Origin of the sequence: Glycomyces xiaoerkulensis (assembly GCF_002798405.1) — a bacterium.
Lineage (GTDB): Bacteria > Actinomycetota > Actinomycetes > Mycobacteriales > Micromonosporaceae > Glycomyces > Glycomyces xiaoerkulensis.
Map to the genome: position 1 here is coordinate 40,787 of NZ_PGGV01000037.1, position 17,362 is coordinate 58,148.

The window sequence follows — 17,362 nt, forward strand, 5'->3', positions numbered from 1 at the left end:
CGGAGGTCAGCCCGACGCGAACGCCGAGTCGGCGGCCTCTTCCAGGTAGGTGGCCCTGACCTCGTCCCGGAAGACGTCGATGAGGTCCTCAGGGGCGATGTCGCCGAGATAATACTCGCGAACTTCGGCCCGGACCGCCTGGAGGGGGTCGTCGACGAGGATCCGGTCGAGGACCTGCTCAAGGTTGCCCGCGTCGGGTTCGAGGAGATAGGCGGCCCGCGCCAGCGGGAACTGGTCGACGTAGCGGTCCCGGAAGCCGCGCGGATCGGTCATCGCGAGCGGCCGCCCGCAGTAGAGCCAGTCGGAGGCGGTGCCGCTGATGTCGGATACGGCGGCGTCGGCGGCGTTGATGCAGTCGGTGAGCGTCGACTCGGCGTCGGCCCTCCGGCCCCACCAGTGGTCGCGCCCGGTTCGTGCGGCATCCTCGGCGAGCAGTTCGCGGATGCGGTCGGCCAGTTCGAGGTAGGCCTTGCTGGTGGCCGTGTACGGGTGGGCCCTGAAGATGACTCGCACGCCGCGGCGTAGCAGGGCCTCGACGATCGTTCGGCCTTCGGGCAGGGACGAATAGTCGGTGTCGCTGTGCAAGCCCGCCCAGGTGGGCGTGTACAAGACCGTAGGCGGCTCGTCGGCGTCGCGTTCGCGGGGCCCGACGCTGATGCCGTGGAGTTGGGGGCGGCCGATGAGACGGAATTTGTACTCGGGGAGGTCGACGCCGTTGCGGTGGTAGCGGTCGACGCCGGCCCGTCCGGCGACGAAGACCCGGTCGTACATGAGCGAGACGGGACTGCGGCTGATGGCCTTGTCGGAGTCGCCGTGCATGAGCTGGACGTGCATGTACTCGCTCAGCTTGATCATCTGGACATTCTTGACCGCGTGGTTGGAGTAGAAGCAGGCGCCGACGCTCTCAGGCAAGAGGCGGTCGAGCACCGACTGGTCGGAAACGAGCACGATCGGGGCCTCGGTCGCCGAGGCGACACGCCTGAGCAGGTACCGGTCGCGGACGATCACCAGGTAGGGGTCGCCGACGAGGTCGAAGTAGGGCAGCCACATGCGAATCTGGTATTCGGAGCGGGGCGCACCTGCGAAATGGACGACGAAGCGGGGCGCCAGGTCGGCGACGGCCTCGGCGACGGCGGTGTCGACCGGGTGCGACTCGGCACGGCGTCGGATCGCGTTGGACAGCACGACCGACGCGGTCCAGCCAAGGACGGCGACCGTCGCGACCAGGGCCACGACGTCGATCCCGGCGGCCCAGGGCCAAGTGCCGACGACCGCGGCGAACACGAATCCGAGGCAGAGGCCGTTGACCGCGAAAGCAATGGACGCCGGAGCGGACAGTTGCTCCCGCCTCGTCCGGTGCACATCGAGGTGTCGCGTGGTGAGGTGGTAGATATCGAGTGCACGCTTGACGATGTCGGTGTAGGTGAAGTACAGGACGAGCATGCCGCCGGCGGCCAGCAGCGGCCAGCGGTCGAGTCCGGAGTCGCGCCAGGCGGCGATGAGGACCGCGAGGGCGCCGAGAATGCGGGCGATTCGCCTGGTAGCGATTGCGCGTCGATCATGCCAGGCGACGACGACGAACACGGTTGCGGCCGCCAGGAAGGCAGGCAGGGGGGATGACACGGTCACCGCTGCTGCGACGGCGGCCAGTGCGATCAGGTTGAGCCTGGAGGTCCAGGACATCAGAACACTCTTCATGTTCGGCTGCGACTCCTTATCGAGATCGGTCGGACCGGGGCGGGCCGAACGGTTCGCATTCGGAGGGCTTTCGCAACTACCGGATTGGTCTGTTCATTCCTGATTTTTCTTCACGATATCAACGAAATGCCCGGAGTTCACCTGAAGCGGAAACGTCTGCATCTGCTGCGAGCAGGCACTCGAACAGGCGCTCGTGGCGGCCCACCATCGCGCTCGGTTCGAAGTGCCGGGCCGTGTACCGGCCGGCCTCGGCGAGCTTGTGGCGCAGCTCCGGGTCGCCCATGAGCCGGGCCAGCGCGTCGGCGAGCGCGTTGAGGTTCTTGGGTTTGACCAGCAGGCCGTTGACCTCGTTGTCGACGATCTCGCGCGGGCCGTGCTTGACGCCGGTGCACACGACCGGCAGTCCGGCGGCCATGGCTTCGACGATGACCAGGCCGAACGGTTCGAACCGGGAGGGGACTGCGGCGATGGAGGCCCGGCGCCATTCGGCTTCCAGCGGCGTGACCGCGCCCATGAGTTCGACTCGGGAGTCCAGGCCGTGTTCGGCGATGATCCGCTGGAGCTTCCGGCGGTCGCGCCCGCGCCCGTAGATGCGGACCTTCCATTCGGGGAAGCGGTCGGCGATCCGGCCGAATGCCTCGATGAGGCGGTCGAAGCCCTTCATGCCGGTGAGGCGCCCGGCGGTCATGATGACCGGTTCGGTCAGGTCGGACGGCGGGTTCGGGTTGGGCGGGATGGAGTTGGGGATGCATTCGGCTTTGCCGGCGTGCTCGGGGAGGGCGCGGCGGTAGGCCTCGGCGTCGGCCTCGGTGGTGGTGACGATCGAATCGAGCCGTCCGTAGTTCCCGACGATGCGGTCTCGGACGGCGGGCCGGTAGTGGTCGAGGAAGAGGTGCTCTTGGGCGACCTTGGCGGTGTCGGACCTGCCCCAGCGGGCGAGGTAGAGGTTGAGGCTGACGTGGGTGCTGACCAGGACGTCGGTGTCGACGTGCCGGAGGTAGCCCTTGACGCGCCGGTCGAGCAGCCGCGAGGACTCGTCCATGTTGTTCACGTTGTCGGCGTCCAGGTACGAGGGGAGCCGCCGGTTGATCCGGTCGGCCGGCGAGGGCCACTCGCCGCCGTTCTCGGGCCGGCGCCGGTCCCAGAGGGTGACGATCTCCAGCCGGGGGTCGATTGCGAAGTCGGGTCGCTCCTTGGTGCGGACGCAGGAGGCGATCGTGACCTGATGTCCGCGGTCGGCCAGGGCTTCCGCCGTGTTCAGCGTCGTCCTGATGGTGCCGCCGATGCCCCAGATGTTGCGAACGAGAAATGTGATGCGCATGAACTCGCAGCCCCAGCTTGAAACGGATTTTCGACTTCCCGGGTGGACGGCCGCCGTCCGGCGCGGGCCGTCGACCCGCGGTGCTCGGCCGCTCCGACGGGACCGCCGGCCGTCTCGGCTTCGGAACCGAGTTCGATCGCCGTCCCCCTTACGGCACAGGGAATCCAGGATTGCCGCTTCCCAAACCGGGTGGAGCTGTCGGATCGGCCACAGCCGCCGGGGCGCGCGGCGGGCCTACCCTGAGGTGCGCTTCCTGGCGGTCTTCTTGGCCGTCTTCTTCGCGGCCTTCTTGGCGGTGGACTTCTTCGCCGCTTTCTTCGCGGTCTTCTTCGCGGCCTTCTTGGCGGTTTTCTTCGCGGCGGCCTTCTTGGCCGTCTTTTTGGCGGCCTTCTTCGCGGGCCTCTTGCCGCCGCCGGCCGCGATCTTCTCGCGGCGCTCAGCCAGCAGCTCGGCGGCGCGGTCGATCGTCATCGCCTCGACCGTGTCGGTCTTGCGGATGCTCGCGTTGGTCTCCCCGTCGGTGACGTACGGACCGAACCGGCCGTCCTTGAGGGTCACCTCCTTGGCGGTGACCGGGTCGGCGCCCAGTTCCTTGAGCGTGGCCTGCGCGCGCCGCCGCCCGCGGGTCTTGGGCTGGGCCAGCAGCTTCTTGGCCTCCTCGAGGGTGAGCGTGAACAACTGGTCCTCGTTCTCCAACGACCGGTAGTCGCGCTTCTTGACCACGTACGGCCCGTGCGGGCCCAGGCCGGTGCGGACCTCCTCGCCGTCGTCGTCGACCCCGACCAGTCGCGGCAGCGTCAGCAGCTTGAGCGCGTCTTCGAGGGTCAGGTCGGCGAGCTTCTGGCCGGTCAGCAGCGACGACGACTTCTCGCCGGAGGTGACGTAGGGCCCGTAGCGGCCGGTCTTGGCGAGGACCGGCTCGCCGGTCTCCGGGTGGGTGCCCAGTTCGCCCTCGCCGGCGCTCAGCTCGTAGAGCTCCTCGACCTTCGCCGGGGTCAGCTCGTCGGGAGCCAGCGACTCCGGGACCGAGGTGCGCTCGCCGGTCTCGCCGGCCTCGGCCTGCTCGGGGCTGGTCCGCTCCAGGTAGGGGCCGTAGCGGCCCACGCGGACCACGACCTTGCGGCCGGCCTCGTCGGTGTAGAGCGGGATCGAGTTGACCCCGCGGGCGTCGATGCGGCCCAGCTCCTGCTCGACCAGGAGCCGCAGCCCTCCGGAGGCGGCGACGGTGCCCTCCTGGTCGGCGCCGCCGAAGTAGAAGGCGCGCAGGAAGTCCAGCCGCTGCTCGTCGCCGGCGGCGATCTCGTCGAGCTCGTTCTCCATCCCGGCGGTGAAGTCGTAGTCGACCAGCCGCGGGAAGTGCCGCTCCATCAGGCCGACCACCGCGAAGGCCAGGAAGGAGGGGATCATCGCCTGGCCGCGTTTGAACACGTAGCCGCGGTCGGTGATGGTCTGCATGATCGAGGCGTACGTGGAGGGGCGGCCGATGCCGCGTTCCTCGAGGGCCTTGACCAGGCTGGCCTCGGTGTAGCGGGCGGGCGGCTGGGTGGTGTGCCCGGCCGCGTCCAGGCCGCGCTCGCTGAGGTGCTGGCGCTCGGCCAGCTCGGGCAGGCGCTTCTCGGCGTCGTCGGCGTCGCCTTCCTCGATCGACTCGACGTAGGCGAGCAGGAAGCCCGGGTTGGTGATGGACTTGCCGGTGGCGGTGAAATCGGCCTCCTCCCCGGCGGTGGAGGTCGCGCGCGAACGCACCGAGGTCGAGTTCCCGGTGGCGTCCACCATCTGGCTGGCGAGGGTGCGCCGCCAGATCAGCTCGTAGAGGCGGTGCTCCTCGACGCTGAGCCGGCCCTTGAGCTGGTCGGGGGTCCTGAATTCGTCGCCGGCCGGGCGGATCGCCTCGTGCGCCTCCTGGGCGTTCTTGACCTTCCGGGAGTAGCGGCGCGGCTCGGGCGAGACGTACTTGCCGCCGTACAGGTGCGCGGCCTGGGAGCGGGCGGCGCTGACGGCGGTCTCGGAGAGGTTGGTCGAGTCGGTCCGCATATAGGTGATGTGGCCGTTCTCGTACAGCCGCTGCGCCACGCGCATGGTCTGGGAGCTCGACAGGCGGAGCTTCCGGCTGGCCTCCTGCTGCAGGGTGGAGGTGATGAACGGGGCGTACGGGCGGCGGCGGTAGGGCTTCTTGTCGACCTTGAGGACGGTGAAGTCCCGCCCCCGCAGGCGCTCGGCCAGGCCGCGCGCGCCGGCCTCGTCGAGGTGGACGACGTTGCCCTTGACCTTGCCGGTGGCGGCGTCGAAGTCCTTGCCGCCGGCGACCCGGTCGCCGTCGACGGCCGCCAGGTTGGCCTTGAACACCTGGTCCTCGTCGGTGGCCAGGCGGGCGGTGATGTCCCAGTAGTCGGCCGAGCGGAACGCCATGCGGGCCCGCTCGCGCTCGACGACGATGCGGGTGGAGACCGACTGGACGCGCCCTGCCGACAGGCGCGGCATGACCTTCTTCCACAGCACCGGGGAGACCTCGTAGCCGTAGAGCCGGTCGAGGATGCGGCGCGCTTCCTGGGCGTCGACCAGGTCCTGGTTGAGCTCGCGCGGATTGGCCACGGCGTCGGCGATGGCCTGCGGGGTGATCTCGTGGAAGACCATGCGCTTGACCGGGATCTTCGGCTTGAGCGCCTCCATCAGGTGCCAGGCGATCGCCTCGCCCTCGCGGTCCTCATCGGTGGCGAGGTAGAGCTCGTCGGCCTCGGCCAGGTAGGCCTTGAGTTTCTTGACGTGGTCCTTGCGGTCGGGGTTGACGATGTAGAGCGGCGCGAAGTCGTTCTCGACGTCGACCCCCAGGCGCGACCACTGCTTGTCCTTGTACTGCTTGGGGATCTCCTTGGCGCTGCGCGGCAGGTCGCGGATGTGCCCGAGGGAGGAGTCGACGATGTAGCCGGGGCCGAGGTAAGACGAGATCGTCTTGGCCTTCGCCGGCGACTCGACGATGACCAGGCGCTTGAGGTCGGCCACGGATCCCACTACTCCACTCGTTGCTGTACCGGAAACTGCACTCGATTCGTTACGTTAGCTCACGCATCGACCGGGCGCCCTCCGAGTATGGGCGCGCCCCGGCCGCTCGGGCCGGGGCGCGCTTGCGTCCAACCCGGACCGCTAGCCGACCTTGACGGCCTCACGCGGCTCCGGGCTCCGGCCTTCCCCCGACTCCACCACCGCGGAGCGACGCTTGGAGATGAGGATGACCGCCACCAGGATCACCACGGCGCCGCCGGCGATCGACCAGCGCATCCCGACGTTGGCGTCGTCGCCGACGGTGGCGACCACGACCGCCGGGGCGATGATGAGGCTGACGAGGTTCATGACCTTCAGCAGCGGGTTGATCGCCGGACCGGCGGTGTCCTTGAACGGGTCGCCGACCGTGTCGCCGATGACCGCGGCGGCGTGGGCCTCCGAGCCCTTGCCGCCGTGGTTGCCGTCCTCGACGTCCTTCTTGGCGTTGTCCCAGGCGCCGCCCGAGTTCGCCAGCAGGATCGCCATGAGCACGCCGCAGGCGATGGCGCCGGCCAGGTAGGCCGCGAGCGGCCCCACCCCGAGGCCGAAGCCGACCGCCACCGGCGCCAGGACGGCCAGCAGGCCGGGCGTGGCCAGTTCGCGCTGGGCGTCGCGGGTGCAGATGTCGACCACGCGGCCGTACTGGGGGCGCTGCTCGCCGGTCATGATGCCCGGGAAGCGGGCGAACTGGTCGCGGACCTCGTCGACCACCGCGCCGGCGGAGCGGGCGACGGCGTTGATCGCGAGCCCGGAGAACAGGAAGACCACCGAGGCGCCGAGGATGAAGCCGACGATGTTGGCCGGGTCGGCGATGCTGAGCGCCTCGAACAGTGCGCCGCCGGCCAGGCCCTCGGAGGCGACCGCGTCGGTGTAGGACCCGAACAGGGCCGTCGCCGCCAGCACGGCGGTGGCGATCGCGATGCCCTTGGTGATGGCCTTGGTGGTGTTGCCGACCGCGTCCAGGTCGGTCAGGGTCTGGGCGGCCTCCTCGTCGACGTCGCCGCTCATCTCGGCGATGCCCTGGGCGTTGTCGCTGATCGGGCCGAAGGTGTCCATCGCGACGATGACGCCGACCGTGGTCAGCAGGCCGCAGCCGGCCAGCGCGACCGCGAACAGGCTCACCAGGAGTTCGCCGCCGCCGAGCAGGTAGGCGCCCATGACCGCGCCGCCGATGAGCATCGCGGAGTAGACCGCCGACTCCAGGCCGAGCGAGAACCCGGAGAGGATGTTGGTGGCCGCGCCGGTGCGGGTGGAGGCCGAGACGGTCTTGGTGGGCTTGTAGCGGGTGTCGGTGAAGTAGCCGGTGAGGGTCATGATCGCGGCCGCCAGGGCGATGCCGATGACCACGGCGATGATGGCCAGGGCCTGCGGGTTGACCGGGATGCCTTCGGCGTCGACGCCGGAGCCGAGTCCGGCCCAGTCGGCCGGGACGTACAGGAGCACGGCGACCGCGGTCAGTGCCGCCGCGAGCGCGGCCGAGAGGTAGAAGGCGCGGTTGATGGCGGTGAGGCCGGAGGCGTCTCCGGCGCGCATGCGGGTGATGATGACCCCGACGATGGCGCAGACGATGCCGACGGAGGCGACCAGGAGCGGCAGGATCAGGCCGGTCTCGCCGAAGGCGGCGCGGCCGAGGATGAGGCTGGCGACCAGGACGACCGCGTAGGACTCGAACAGGTCGGCGGCCATGCCGGCGCAGTCGCCCACGTTGTCGCCGACGTTGTCGGCGATGACGGCGGCGTTGCGGGGGTCGTCCTCGGGGATGCCCTGTTCGACCTTGCCGACCAGGTCGGCGCCGACGTCGGCGGCCTTGGTGAAGATGCCGCCGCCGACGCGCATGAACATCGCCAGCAGGGCGGCGCCGAAGCCGAAGCCTTCGAGGACGATGGGGGCGTCGCCGCGGTAGGCGAACACGACGATCGCGGCGCCGAGCAGGCCGAGGCCGACGGTGAGGAATCCAACCACGCCGCCGGTGCGGAAGGCCAGGTGCATGGCGCCGGTGGCCTTGCCCTCGCGGGCGGAGGCGGCCACGCGCAGGTTGGCGCGGGTGGCCAGGTTCATGCCGGCCCAGCCGATGAAGGCGCTGAACGCGGCGCCGACGACGAAGAACAGGCTGCGTCCGATGCGGACGTCGGTGCCCGCGTCACCGACCGGCAGCAGGTACAGCAGGACCACGGCCGCGACCACGAAGATGCTCAGGGTGCGGAACTGGCGCCGCAGGTAGGCGGAGGCGCCTTCCTGTACCGCGCCGGCGATCTCGCGCATCTTGTCGGTGCCGGTCCCGGCGCCGAGGATGTTCTTGACGAGCGCGGCGGCGCCGCCCAGCGCGATGAGCGCGAGCACGGCGGCCAGGACCACCAGGCTCACGTTCGAGCCGGTGAGTTGGCCTACGTCCCCGTCGCCGTTGGCGAGCAACGTGTGCATGTCGTTCCTCCATAGAACTGTCGCGCGGTGCGCGCGTGCGATTCATCGAAATGGTCTGCCGGTTCGGGTGCGGCTACGTGCGAAGGTCCGAGAAACGCCGCTCGCGGCGGGCGGGCGGCGTGGATTCCGGGCCTTGCGGCGCGGTCGGCATAACGTGCGGAGTGTAACGACGTGCGTTCTTTGGGCGCGGGATCGGTCGCGCGGGGTGGAGGACGGCCGCAGGGGGTCAGTGATCGGCCGACGGGGAGCGGCCGGGCAGGGGCCAGCTCATGGTGACGGTGGTGCCGTGTTCGCGGTCGGGACCGGTCACGACCAGGTCTTCTACCAGTCCGCCGAGGACGATGAGGGTGATCTCCTCGGAGAGGGTGTCCTCCTCGATCGCTTCATGATCATTCGATCGCGCCTCGTTCCGATGGGGGGAGGAGGCGTGGTCGCCCTCGGAATCCGCGCGCAGATCTTGCGCGTTATCGGTGATTTTTGCAATGAAACGATCACCGATCGAAAATTCTACGCGCACGAGGTCGTCGAGCCCGCAGTCACGATGCCTGAGAATCGCTCGCGTACAGGCCTCGCCGACGGCCTGGCGCACCTCGTCCAGCAGACCCGTCGCGACCCCGGCGTGCGAGGCGACGTCGGCGGCCACCAGCCGGGCGGCCCGCACGTACGCGGCGGCGGGGGTGAACGCGAACCGCACGGCCGCCGGCTCCCCGCGCTGGTCGTGTTTGGAGGCGCTCACTCGCTGGGCACCGCTTCCCGGACATCGAGCACCTTGTCCAGTCCGGTCATGTCCAGAAGCTTCCGGATGCGCGGGTTGCCGCAGACGACCACCAGCGCTCCCCCGGCGTCGGCCAGGCGGCGCCGGGCCCCGATGAGCAGGCCCAGGCCGGAGGAGTCGCAGAAGTCGGTCGGAGTCAGATCGATCGCCACCCGGGTCTTGCCCTCGGCGATGAGCTGCCGCACCGCCTCGCGGAGCTTCTGCACCGTGTACATGTCGATCTCGCCGGTGACCGCGACGACGGCGTAGGCACCGACCTGGGTCAGCTCGAGTCCCAGCTCGGGCTCGGGCGCTCCGTCACTGGATGTTCCCCTCACGCGCACTCTCCAAAGCGTTCGGTGTGTTCTAGCGCATAAGCGTACTGCGTTCCCGATGGGAGCGTATCGGGAGCACAGCTCTCGGTGTCGGCCCGGTGCGGCATCATTGCCACCGTGTCCTCCGACCGACTCATCAGCGCACTCGGCGCCGACCACGAAGGGCTGCGCCACCTGCGGCGCCTGTCCCCTCGCGCGGCCCAGCGCTGCGAGTGGCCCGAATGGGTGCCCGACCGGGTGCGCGAGGCCCTGGCCGAGCAGGGGATCCTCCGCCTGTGGCCGCACCAGGCCGAGGCCGCCACGCACGCGTTCGCCGGCCGCGACGTGGTGGTCGCGACCGGCACCGCCTCCGGCAAGAGCCTCGCCTACCTGCTGCCGGTCCTGACCGAGGCCGCCGCCGAAGGGGACGGGCGGACCCTCTACCTGGCACCGACGAAGGCGCTCGCGGCCGACCAGGCCCGCGCCGTCGCCGAATTCGACGCCCCCGGGCTGCTGCCGGCCATCGTCGACGGCGACACCCCGTACGAGCACCGCCGGTGGGCCCAGCGGTTCGCGAACCTGGTGCTGTCCAACCCCGACCTGCTGCACCACTCCGTGCTCCCCCGGCACCGCAGGTGGCGATCGCTGCTCAAGAACCTGAAATACGTGGTGGTCGACGAATGCCACATCTACCGGGGCGTGTTCGGCGCCCACGTGGCGCTCACCCTGCGGCGGCTGCTGCGGCTGGCCGCCCACTACGGCGCCGAACCCACCGTGATCGCCGCCTCGGCCACCGCCGCCGACCCGGCCGCATCGCTGTCGACCCTGACCGGGCGCCCCGCCGAGGCGGTGACCGCCGACGCCTCGCCCTCACCGGGAGCGAGCGTGGCGCTGTGGGAGCCCGAGACGATCGAGATCGAAGGCGAGCCGCAGAAGGCGTCCACGCTGAGCGAGACGGCGCGGATGCTCGCGGCCCTGACCCGGCTCGGGTTGAGGACCCTGGCGTTCGTGCCCTCCCGGCGCGGAGCCGAGATCATCGCCGCCGACGCCAAGGCCAGGCTCGGCGCAGATCCGGCCGCCGACCGCATCGCCGCCTACCGGGCCGGATACCTGCGCGAGCACCGCCGCGACCTGGAGGCCGACCTGCGCGAGGGCCGACTGCTGGGCGTGGCGACCACCAACGCGCTCGAACTCGGCATCGACGTCACCGGCCTGGACGCGGTGCTGCTGTGCGGCTACCCCGGGAGGCTGGCCTCGTTCTGGCAGCAGATCGGGCGGGCCGGGCGCGGCCGGGACGAGGCGCTGGCGATCATGCTCGCCAAGGACGACCCGCTCGACACATTCCTGGTGCACCACCCGGAGGCGGTCTTCGACCGGCCGGTCGAGGCGAGCGTCTGCGACCCGTCGAACCCGTACGTGCTGGCCGGTCACCTGTGCCTGGCCGCCGAGGAGCTGCCGCTGCGCGAGGCCGACTTCCGGTCGATCCCCGGCAGCCGGGAGGTCGCCGACGACCTGTGCGAGCGGAGGCTCCTGCGGAGGCGGCCGGGCGGCCGCTACTACTGGGTGGGATCGGAGCGCCCGGAGGTGTCCCTGCGGGGGTCGGGGCCGATGGCGGTCGACATCGCCGAGACGAGCACCGGCCGACTCGTCGGCACGGTCGACGCGGCGGCGGCCCACCGCCTGGTGCACCGCGGGGCGGTCTACCTGCACCAGGGCGAGACCTACCTGGTCGACGACCTCGACCTCGACGACGGCCTGGCGCTGGTCCACGCCGCCAAGCCGCCGTGGACGACCAGCCCGCAGGAGATCACGCACCTGGAGATCCTGGGCACCAGGGAGAGCCTCGATCTGGGCGAGGTGGCGCTGTGCCTGGGCGAGGTGGAGGTGACCTCGGCCGTGATCTCCTATCAGAAGCGGCGGATCCCCTCGGGCGAGGTGATCGACACCCAGATGCTCGACCTGCCGCCGCAGACCCTGCGAACGGTCGCGGTCTGGTGGACGGTCGAGCCCGAGGCACTCGGAGGCGTGAAGGACCTGCCCGGAGCGCTGCACGCGGCCGAGCACGCCTCGATCGGGCTGCTGCCGCTGGTGGCCACGTGCGACCGGTGGGACATCGGCGGCCTGTCGACCGCGGCGCACCCGGACACCGAGCTGCCGACGGTGTTCGTCTACGACGGCCACCCGGGAGGGGCCGGTTTCGCCGAGCAGGCCTTCCGGAAGTGGACCGACTGGCTCGGGGCGACCAGGGACGCGATCGCCTCCTGCGACTGCAGGACCGGCTGCCCGAGCTGCATCCAGTCCCCCAAGTGCGGCAACGGGAACGAACCGCTGGACAAGGCCGACGCCGTGGCGACCCTGGGGGTGGTCCTGGCCGCCGAGGACGAGAACGCGGCGGTGACCGTCCACGACCCGCGGCCCGAACCGGCGAAGAGCGAAGAGGACGACCTCTGGCCCGGCGACTTCTGAACCCTGCCGGACCAGGCAATCTGCTACGGTGACGCGAGCCCGAGCCCCTGAAAACCCCCGGAGCACAAATGAATTCGAGAATCATCGAGGTCCGCTACGGAAACGCTGCTCGTGTGGTAAATCTCGTCGGCGGCGGAGTGCTGATCGCGGTCGGCTCGGTCGGTTTCGCCGCACAATGGTGGGATCTGCACTTCCTCTTCGGCGGCGTGGCGGCCATCGTCGCTTCGCTCTGGCTCGCGCGAAAGCCCTACTGTTCCTACGACGTCAGGGCAAAGACCGTGTTCGTTTACTGGGGCGGTACCCGCCGTGTCCGATGGACGTTCGGCGCCCAGAACGGCGAGCGGCTCTATGTGGATAACGGCAGAATCCGACGAATCGGCCTCGACGGCAAAGCCAAGTTCGTACACCTGGGATGGGGCTGCGAGCGCGCCGACCGGGAGCGCCTGATCCGGGTGATCGAATCTCAAGACCGTCAACGCAGGATGAAAGATTCCAAGCGCCACTAAGCGGCCTGGTGGCCGTGGGTCCCCGGCCGCCGAGGCCCGGTCTCGTTCGGTTCGAGCTGCGGCTGCCGGATTCCGGTACCCAGGGGACCCCGGCCCTGCCGCTGATCTTGCCGTGTGTTCAGGCAGGTCGAACGTAATGACGCCTAACCTGCGATGCGGTCGAGGCGGGCCGACAGGTGCGGGGTCAGGGGGTTGCCCTCGGCGGCCATCTCCACCGCGTACATCAGCGCGCCCTCCACGAGCCCGTACAGGCGCTTGGCGGCCGTGACCTCCTTGGCCTTCGGGCTGCGGACCACCGCGTCGGTCGCCAGCTCGATCTGCACGCCGTCGACGTGCCCGTAGTACAGGTCGAGGATTCCGGTCGGGTGGGCCAGGAGCACCTCCACCTCCGGCTTCTTCGGGTCGTCACCGCCGATGACGCGCCACCAGCCGGTCTCCTGCGCCGCCGGGCGCACCGCCTTGCCGTCGGCGTCGATGATCCACGACCGCGCCGTGTAATGCAGGAACGGGCGCCCGTCGTGCGCGAAGGTGAGCTCCTGGGCGTACATGAAGTCCTCGGTGCCCGGGTATCCGCCCTGCCCGCGCCCGCGCCAGCGCCCCACCAGCGGCAGCAGCGGCAGCAGGTCGTCGTGCAGGCTCGGACCCTCCCGGAGGTCGTGCGTCTCCTCGAACGGGTAGGGGTCGACCTTCTCGTACGTCGAGGCGAACTCCGGAGGCACCTCGTTCTCGCTCATCGATTCCTCCCGGTTCTGATGGTCCAGTATCCGAAAACGCCCGCCAGCGCCCCGCAGGCGATGACGAGCGCGGCGGTCAGTGCCGTCTCCACGGTCCCCACTCTACGCACGCGTTTCGCCGAACCGATCCTGCGATGGCAAGATGTTGTGCATGGATACACCTGGACCGTTCGATAGCTGGCTCTCGGACATGGACGGCGTGCTCGTCCACGAGGGGGTCCCCGTGCCCGGGGCCAACAAGCTGATCGAGAAGCTGCAATCGGCGGGGAAACGGTTCCTCGTGCTCACCAACAACTCGATCTACACGCCGCGCGATCTGCATATGCGCCTGAAGAACTCGGGGCTGACCGTACCGGCCGGGTCGATCTACACCTCGGCGATGGCGACCGCCGACTTCCTGCAGTCGCAGCGGCCCGAGGGGTCGGCGTACGTGATCGGCGAGGCGGGCCTGACCACGGCCCTGCACGAGATCGACTACGTGCTGACCGACACCAAGCCCGATTACGTGGTGCTCGGGGAGACGCGCCGCTACGACTTCGGGGCGATCACCACGGCGGTGCGGCTGATCAAGGCCGGGTCCAGGTTCATCTGCACCAACCCGGACGCGACCGGCCCCAGCCTGGAGGGCATCCTTCCGGCGGCCGGGGCGGTGGCGGCGATGATCTCGGAGGCGACCGGCGCCGATCCGTACTTCGTGGGCAAGCCGAACCCGCTGATGATGCGGAACGCCCTGCGCCGCATCGAGGCCCACTCGGAGTCGACGGTCATGATCGGCGACCGCATGGACACCGACGTACTCTCGGGCCTGGAGGCCGGGCTCGAGACGGTCCTCGTCATGTCGGGGGTGACTGACAGTATGGAAACGGTCGAGAAATACCCCTTCCGCCCGAACCACGTCAAGGATTCGGTGGCGGACCTCATTGACTGGATCGAGTTAGGAGCGGACCATGTCCCCCGGACACACCCCGGCCCGGGCCCCGTCGCGCACGCGCGCGGAGGCCGAAGAGTTCGTGCCTGCACCGAGGCCGGCCGGCGGACCATCGGACTCCGGCGGCGCACGGCGAGAGCCGGAGCCGAAGCTGACGAACCTGGAGCAGCGGATCCTGGGCTTCGAGTCCCAGTGGTGGCGGGCCTCGGGGGCCAAGACGCAGGCGATCGCCGACGAGTTGGAGCTGACGCCGGAGCAGTACTACCAGCACCTGGCGCGGCTGATCGACCATCCGGAGGCGGCCGCCGAGCAGCCGGCGGTCATCCGGCGGCTCCGAGCAGCCCGTGCGGAGCGGTCGAGGCGCTGAGGCGCCACATCATTCGAGCGCAATTCGGCACGAATCCGGCTCTTCGCAACGCTCTCGCGATCGCACCCTATCCTCAACCCTGCCTCATGCACACACATTCATAAGTCTACAAAGGTTTCTCACTGGACGGTGACCGCCATATAACGCCAGGACGGCATGACGGAGGCGTCGGGTTTAGATCCTAAGAATCGAGGTAAAAATCAGGACTGCACGATAAGCGTTGGCGAATAGGAGGACCATTCCTGGGTTTGCGAATTGGTGGGATCGAAGTCTTCACTTACAAGTGTTTCCTCGAGAAGTGGAGCAGAAAGTTCTATATGCCAAGGAGCGTCGCTATCAAATGACCCCTCGACAGTTCCATCACTCCCGAGTTCACCTTCCCAGATGACTTCACCATGCGCGATCACTTCAACTGTAGCGTCAGGAATGGGCGCGAGGCCGCAGACCATTTCCTCATCTGAGGACTCTTCACCGGATCGACAGATCTGCATGAACCCATTGGCGATCATGTCAGGATAGGATTCCTCGGCCACGGTCGAGGAGTCTGTGCACCCAGCTGCAGCGAACAGCATTCCGATATATACAATTCCAACGATAGCTCTCCGTGCCATAAATCATCCACCTCTTGATCAGATTATCGGTCGTGGTCTCGACCCGAGCCTGCAATACAACCTACACCGGAATCTATCCACAGTTCGCTACACGATTACTGCGTCTCCATAATATAGAGCCTGGATACTTGCAACTTCGAATCAAATACTGATAGTCAAATTTTTCGAATTCGCGAGAGGGCCTCACTGAGGCATAATGCCAGTGGCCTTACCCGCGACGACCGGCGATGAGATACCAGACCGCGCCGATCGCGAAGACCGCCAGGCCGCTCAGGACCGACTCGAGCGGGAGGCTCGCGGCGATGAGCAGGCAGCCGGCCAGCCCGATCCACGGCAGCGGCGCGCGGGGGTCGAGCGTCGTCGCCGACGCGTTGGTGACCGCGTAGTAGACCAGGACGCAGAAGCTGGAGAAGCCGATCGCTCCGGCCAGGTCGAAGGTGGCGACGATGACCAGCACGACGACGCCTGCGGCGACCTCGGCCGCCCACGGGACGCCGAACCGGACGGACACGGCCGCGAGCGGGCCGGGCAGGCGGCGGTCGCGGGCCATGGCCAGAGCGGTGCGGCCGATCCCGGCCAGGAGGCTGAGCAGGACCCCGGCGACGGCGATACCGGCGCCGATGGCTACGACCGGTTCGAGCGCGGGGGCGCTGGCGGCGGCCAGGTCGGCCAGGGGCGCCTCGGATCCGGCGAGCATGCCGGGGCCGAGGACGCCGAGCGCGGTGAGCGCCACGGCCGCGTAGACCGCCAGGGTGATCGCCAGGGCGATCGGGATCGCCCGCGGGATGGTCCGTTCGGGGCGCTTGACCTCCTCGCCGAGGGTGGCGATGCGGGCGTAGCCGGCGAAGGCGAAGAAGATGAATCCCGCGGCGGTGAGCACGCCCCACGGGTCGGCGTCGCCGACGCCCCGGCCGGCGACCGGGACGGCGGCTCCGGCGATGACGACGGCGGCGAGGACGGCGATGGTCACGGTGGCGAAGACCGCCGAGGCGACGGCGGTCTTCTTGACGCCGAGCAGGTTGATCGCGCAGAAGGCGACCACCGCGGCGATCCCGAGGACCCGGGGGTGGTCGGGCAGGAGGTAGTTGCCGAGGGTCAGGGCCATGGCGGCTGCGGAGGCGGTCTTCCCGATCAGGAAGCCCCACCCGGCGGCGAAGCCGGCTTCCGGGCCCAGGCGGCGGGTGCCGTAGACGTAGGTGCCTCCGGCCTGCGGGTGGAGTGCGGCCAGGCGGGCCGAGGCCCGGGCGTTGCAGTAGGCGATGACACCGGCGATGGCGAGGGCGGTCAGCAGGGCCGGTCCGGAGCCTGCGGCTGCGGCGGCCGGTCCCCACACGGAGAACACGCCGGCGCCGAGCATGGAGGCCAGCCCGATGGCGATCGCGGAGGGAAGTCCGATGCGGCGGCGCAGGGCCGGCGAGGGGCGGCTTTGGGATGATTGTGCGGGCATGTCCTAAAGATATCGTTTCTCTGGTTCGAGCCATTTGGGCAGTTCCATTGTGCCCCAGGATGTTCGTCGTATAACCCTCAGTATGAGCACCCCGATGAAGATGCCGGCCGGAGTGTCGCTGAACCAGTGGTAGCCGAGATAGGTCGTCGAGAACGTTACGACCACCGGGGGCACCAGCACCATCAGGCGCCGCAGCCAGGGGCGGATGGCGGCGCCGACGAGCAGGATGACGAATCCGTACCAGACGATCGTGTTGAGCACGTGGCCGGACGGATAGGCATGGGAGGGTTCGAGACCGGTGAGGAGCGTGGCCTGCGAGAGGTCGGCGTAGGGCGGATCACCGCGTTCGGGCCAATAGGGGAAGACGCGGGTGAGGACGTACTTGACGATCAGGACCGAGCCGGTCATGCAGTAGGTCGCCAGAAAGGCCAGGAGCGGTCTGACGTTGCGGCTCCGCCAGGCGATGAGCGCGGCGAGCCCGAGGGCGATGCCGCCGAGGGCGCCGCCCTGGCCGAGTTTGTTGGCCTGGTCGGCCAGGATGAAGGCCCAGTCGGGGCGATGGGAACCGAAGAAGTCGCGCAGCCAGATGTCCAACGCCACCAGCGGGCTCGGCCACAGCAGCGTGAGCGACCAGAGGGCGAACGCCGCGCTCATGGCGATCTCGAGCCCCCACGAGCGCGGGCGCTTCGGCACGAACGGCTTCCACGCGCTCGAGGGGGCTCGGGTATGGCGTTGGGCAACGACGATCACGGCCGT

12 protein-coding genes and 1 pseudogene are annotated in these 17,362 nt (G+C 69.2%); 3 read left to right on the plus strand and 10 right to left on the minus strand.

Annotated features, from left to right (window positions below; all coding sequences use genetic code 11):
• Positions 1-6 precede the first annotated feature (6 nt).
• From CUT39_RS16690 to CUT39_RS16715, 6 genes are all read right to left on the minus strand, one after another.
• Complete coding sequence (locus CUT39_RS16690; protein ID WP_157930768.1) at positions 7-1,698, minus strand: CDP-glycerol glycerophosphotransferase; 1,692 nt, start codon at positions 1,696-1,698, stop codon at positions 7-9.
• Between the two features lie 118 nt (positions 1,699-1,816).
• Positions 1,817-3,019, minus strand: a complete 1,203-nt coding sequence (locus CUT39_RS16695; RefSeq protein ID WP_100448599.1) for a glycosyltransferase family 4 protein — start codon at positions 3,017-3,019, stop codon at positions 1,817-1,819.
• Between the two features lie 234 nt (positions 3,020-3,253).
• Entirely contained in the window at positions 3,254-6,028 is a 2,775-nt protein-coding gene (topA, locus tag CUT39_RS16700; RefSeq protein WP_198587221.1) for a type I DNA topoisomerase, read from the minus strand.
• Between the two features lie 132 nt (positions 6,029-6,160).
• The gene (locus CUT39_RS16705) at positions 6,161-8,479 is read right to left on the minus strand and encodes a sodium-translocating pyrophosphatase (RefSeq protein ID WP_100448600.1); all 2,319 of its coding nucleotides are present in this window, start codon (positions 8,477-8,479) and stop codon (positions 6,161-6,163) included.
• Positions 8,480-8,705: 226 nt separating this feature from the next.
• Complete coding sequence (locus CUT39_RS16710) at positions 8,706-9,173, minus strand: ATP-binding protein (protein WP_157930769.1); 468 nt, start codon at positions 9,171-9,173, stop codon at positions 8,706-8,708.
• A 38-nt stretch (positions 9,174-9,211) separates the two neighbouring features.
• Positions 9,212-9,571, minus strand: coding sequence for an STAS domain-containing protein (locus CUT39_RS16715; protein WP_232805798.1), 360 nt, complete (start codon positions 9,569-9,571; stop codon positions 9,212-9,214).
• 114 nt (positions 9,572-9,685) lie between these two features.
• Here CUT39_RS16715 and CUT39_RS16720 point away from each other — a divergent pair, with 114 nt between their 5' ends.
• Together CUT39_RS16720 and CUT39_RS16725 are read left to right on the plus strand one after the other, a co-directional pair.
• The gene (locus tag CUT39_RS16720) at positions 9,686-12,013 is read left to right on the plus strand and encodes a DEAD/DEAH box helicase (RefSeq protein ID WP_232805799.1); all 2,328 of its coding nucleotides are present in this window, start codon (positions 9,686-9,688) and stop codon (positions 12,011-12,013) included.
• A gap of 68 nt (positions 12,014-12,081) precedes the next feature.
• Positions 12,082-12,519 (plus strand): hypothetical protein, encoded by a 438-nt coding sequence (locus CUT39_RS16725; RefSeq protein WP_157930770.1) that lies wholly within the window; start codon positions 12,082-12,084, stop codon positions 12,517-12,519.
• Positions 12,520-12,662: 143 nt separating this feature from the next.
• On the opposite strand, the gene CUT39_RS16730 is transcribed toward CUT39_RS16725, so the two are convergent.
• On the minus strand, positions 12,663-13,253 hold the full coding sequence (locus CUT39_RS16730) for a nitrobindin family protein (protein ID WP_100448603.1): 591 nt from the start codon (positions 13,251-13,253) through the stop codon (positions 12,663-12,665).
• 151 nt (positions 13,254-13,404) lie between these two features.
• Between CUT39_RS16730 and CUT39_RS21885 the strand changes: the two are divergent.
• A pseudogene (locus CUT39_RS21885) lies at positions 13,405-14,184 on the plus strand (HAD-IIA family hydrolase); the annotation flags it as partial.
• Positions 14,185-14,748: 564 nt separating this feature from the next.
• Here CUT39_RS21885 and CUT39_RS20500 read toward each other — a convergent pair.
• The 3 genes from CUT39_RS20500 to CUT39_RS16750 form a co-directional block, all read right to left on the minus strand.
• Positions 14,749-15,081: a hypothetical protein gene (locus CUT39_RS20500; RefSeq protein WP_157930771.1), complete on the minus strand. Its 333-nt coding sequence runs from the start codon at positions 15,079-15,081 to the stop codon at positions 14,749-14,751.
• Between the two features lie 286 nt (positions 15,082-15,367).
• Complete coding sequence (locus tag CUT39_RS16745; protein WP_100448605.1) at positions 15,368-16,606, minus strand: APC family permease; 1,239 nt, start codon at positions 16,604-16,606, stop codon at positions 15,368-15,370.
• Positions 16,607-16,609: 3 nt separating this feature from the next.
• Complete coding sequence (locus CUT39_RS16750) at positions 16,610-17,299, minus strand: phosphatase PAP2 family protein (protein WP_100448606.1); 690 nt, start codon at positions 17,297-17,299, stop codon at positions 16,610-16,612.
• Between the last annotated feature and the right edge of the window lie 63 nt (positions 17,300-17,362).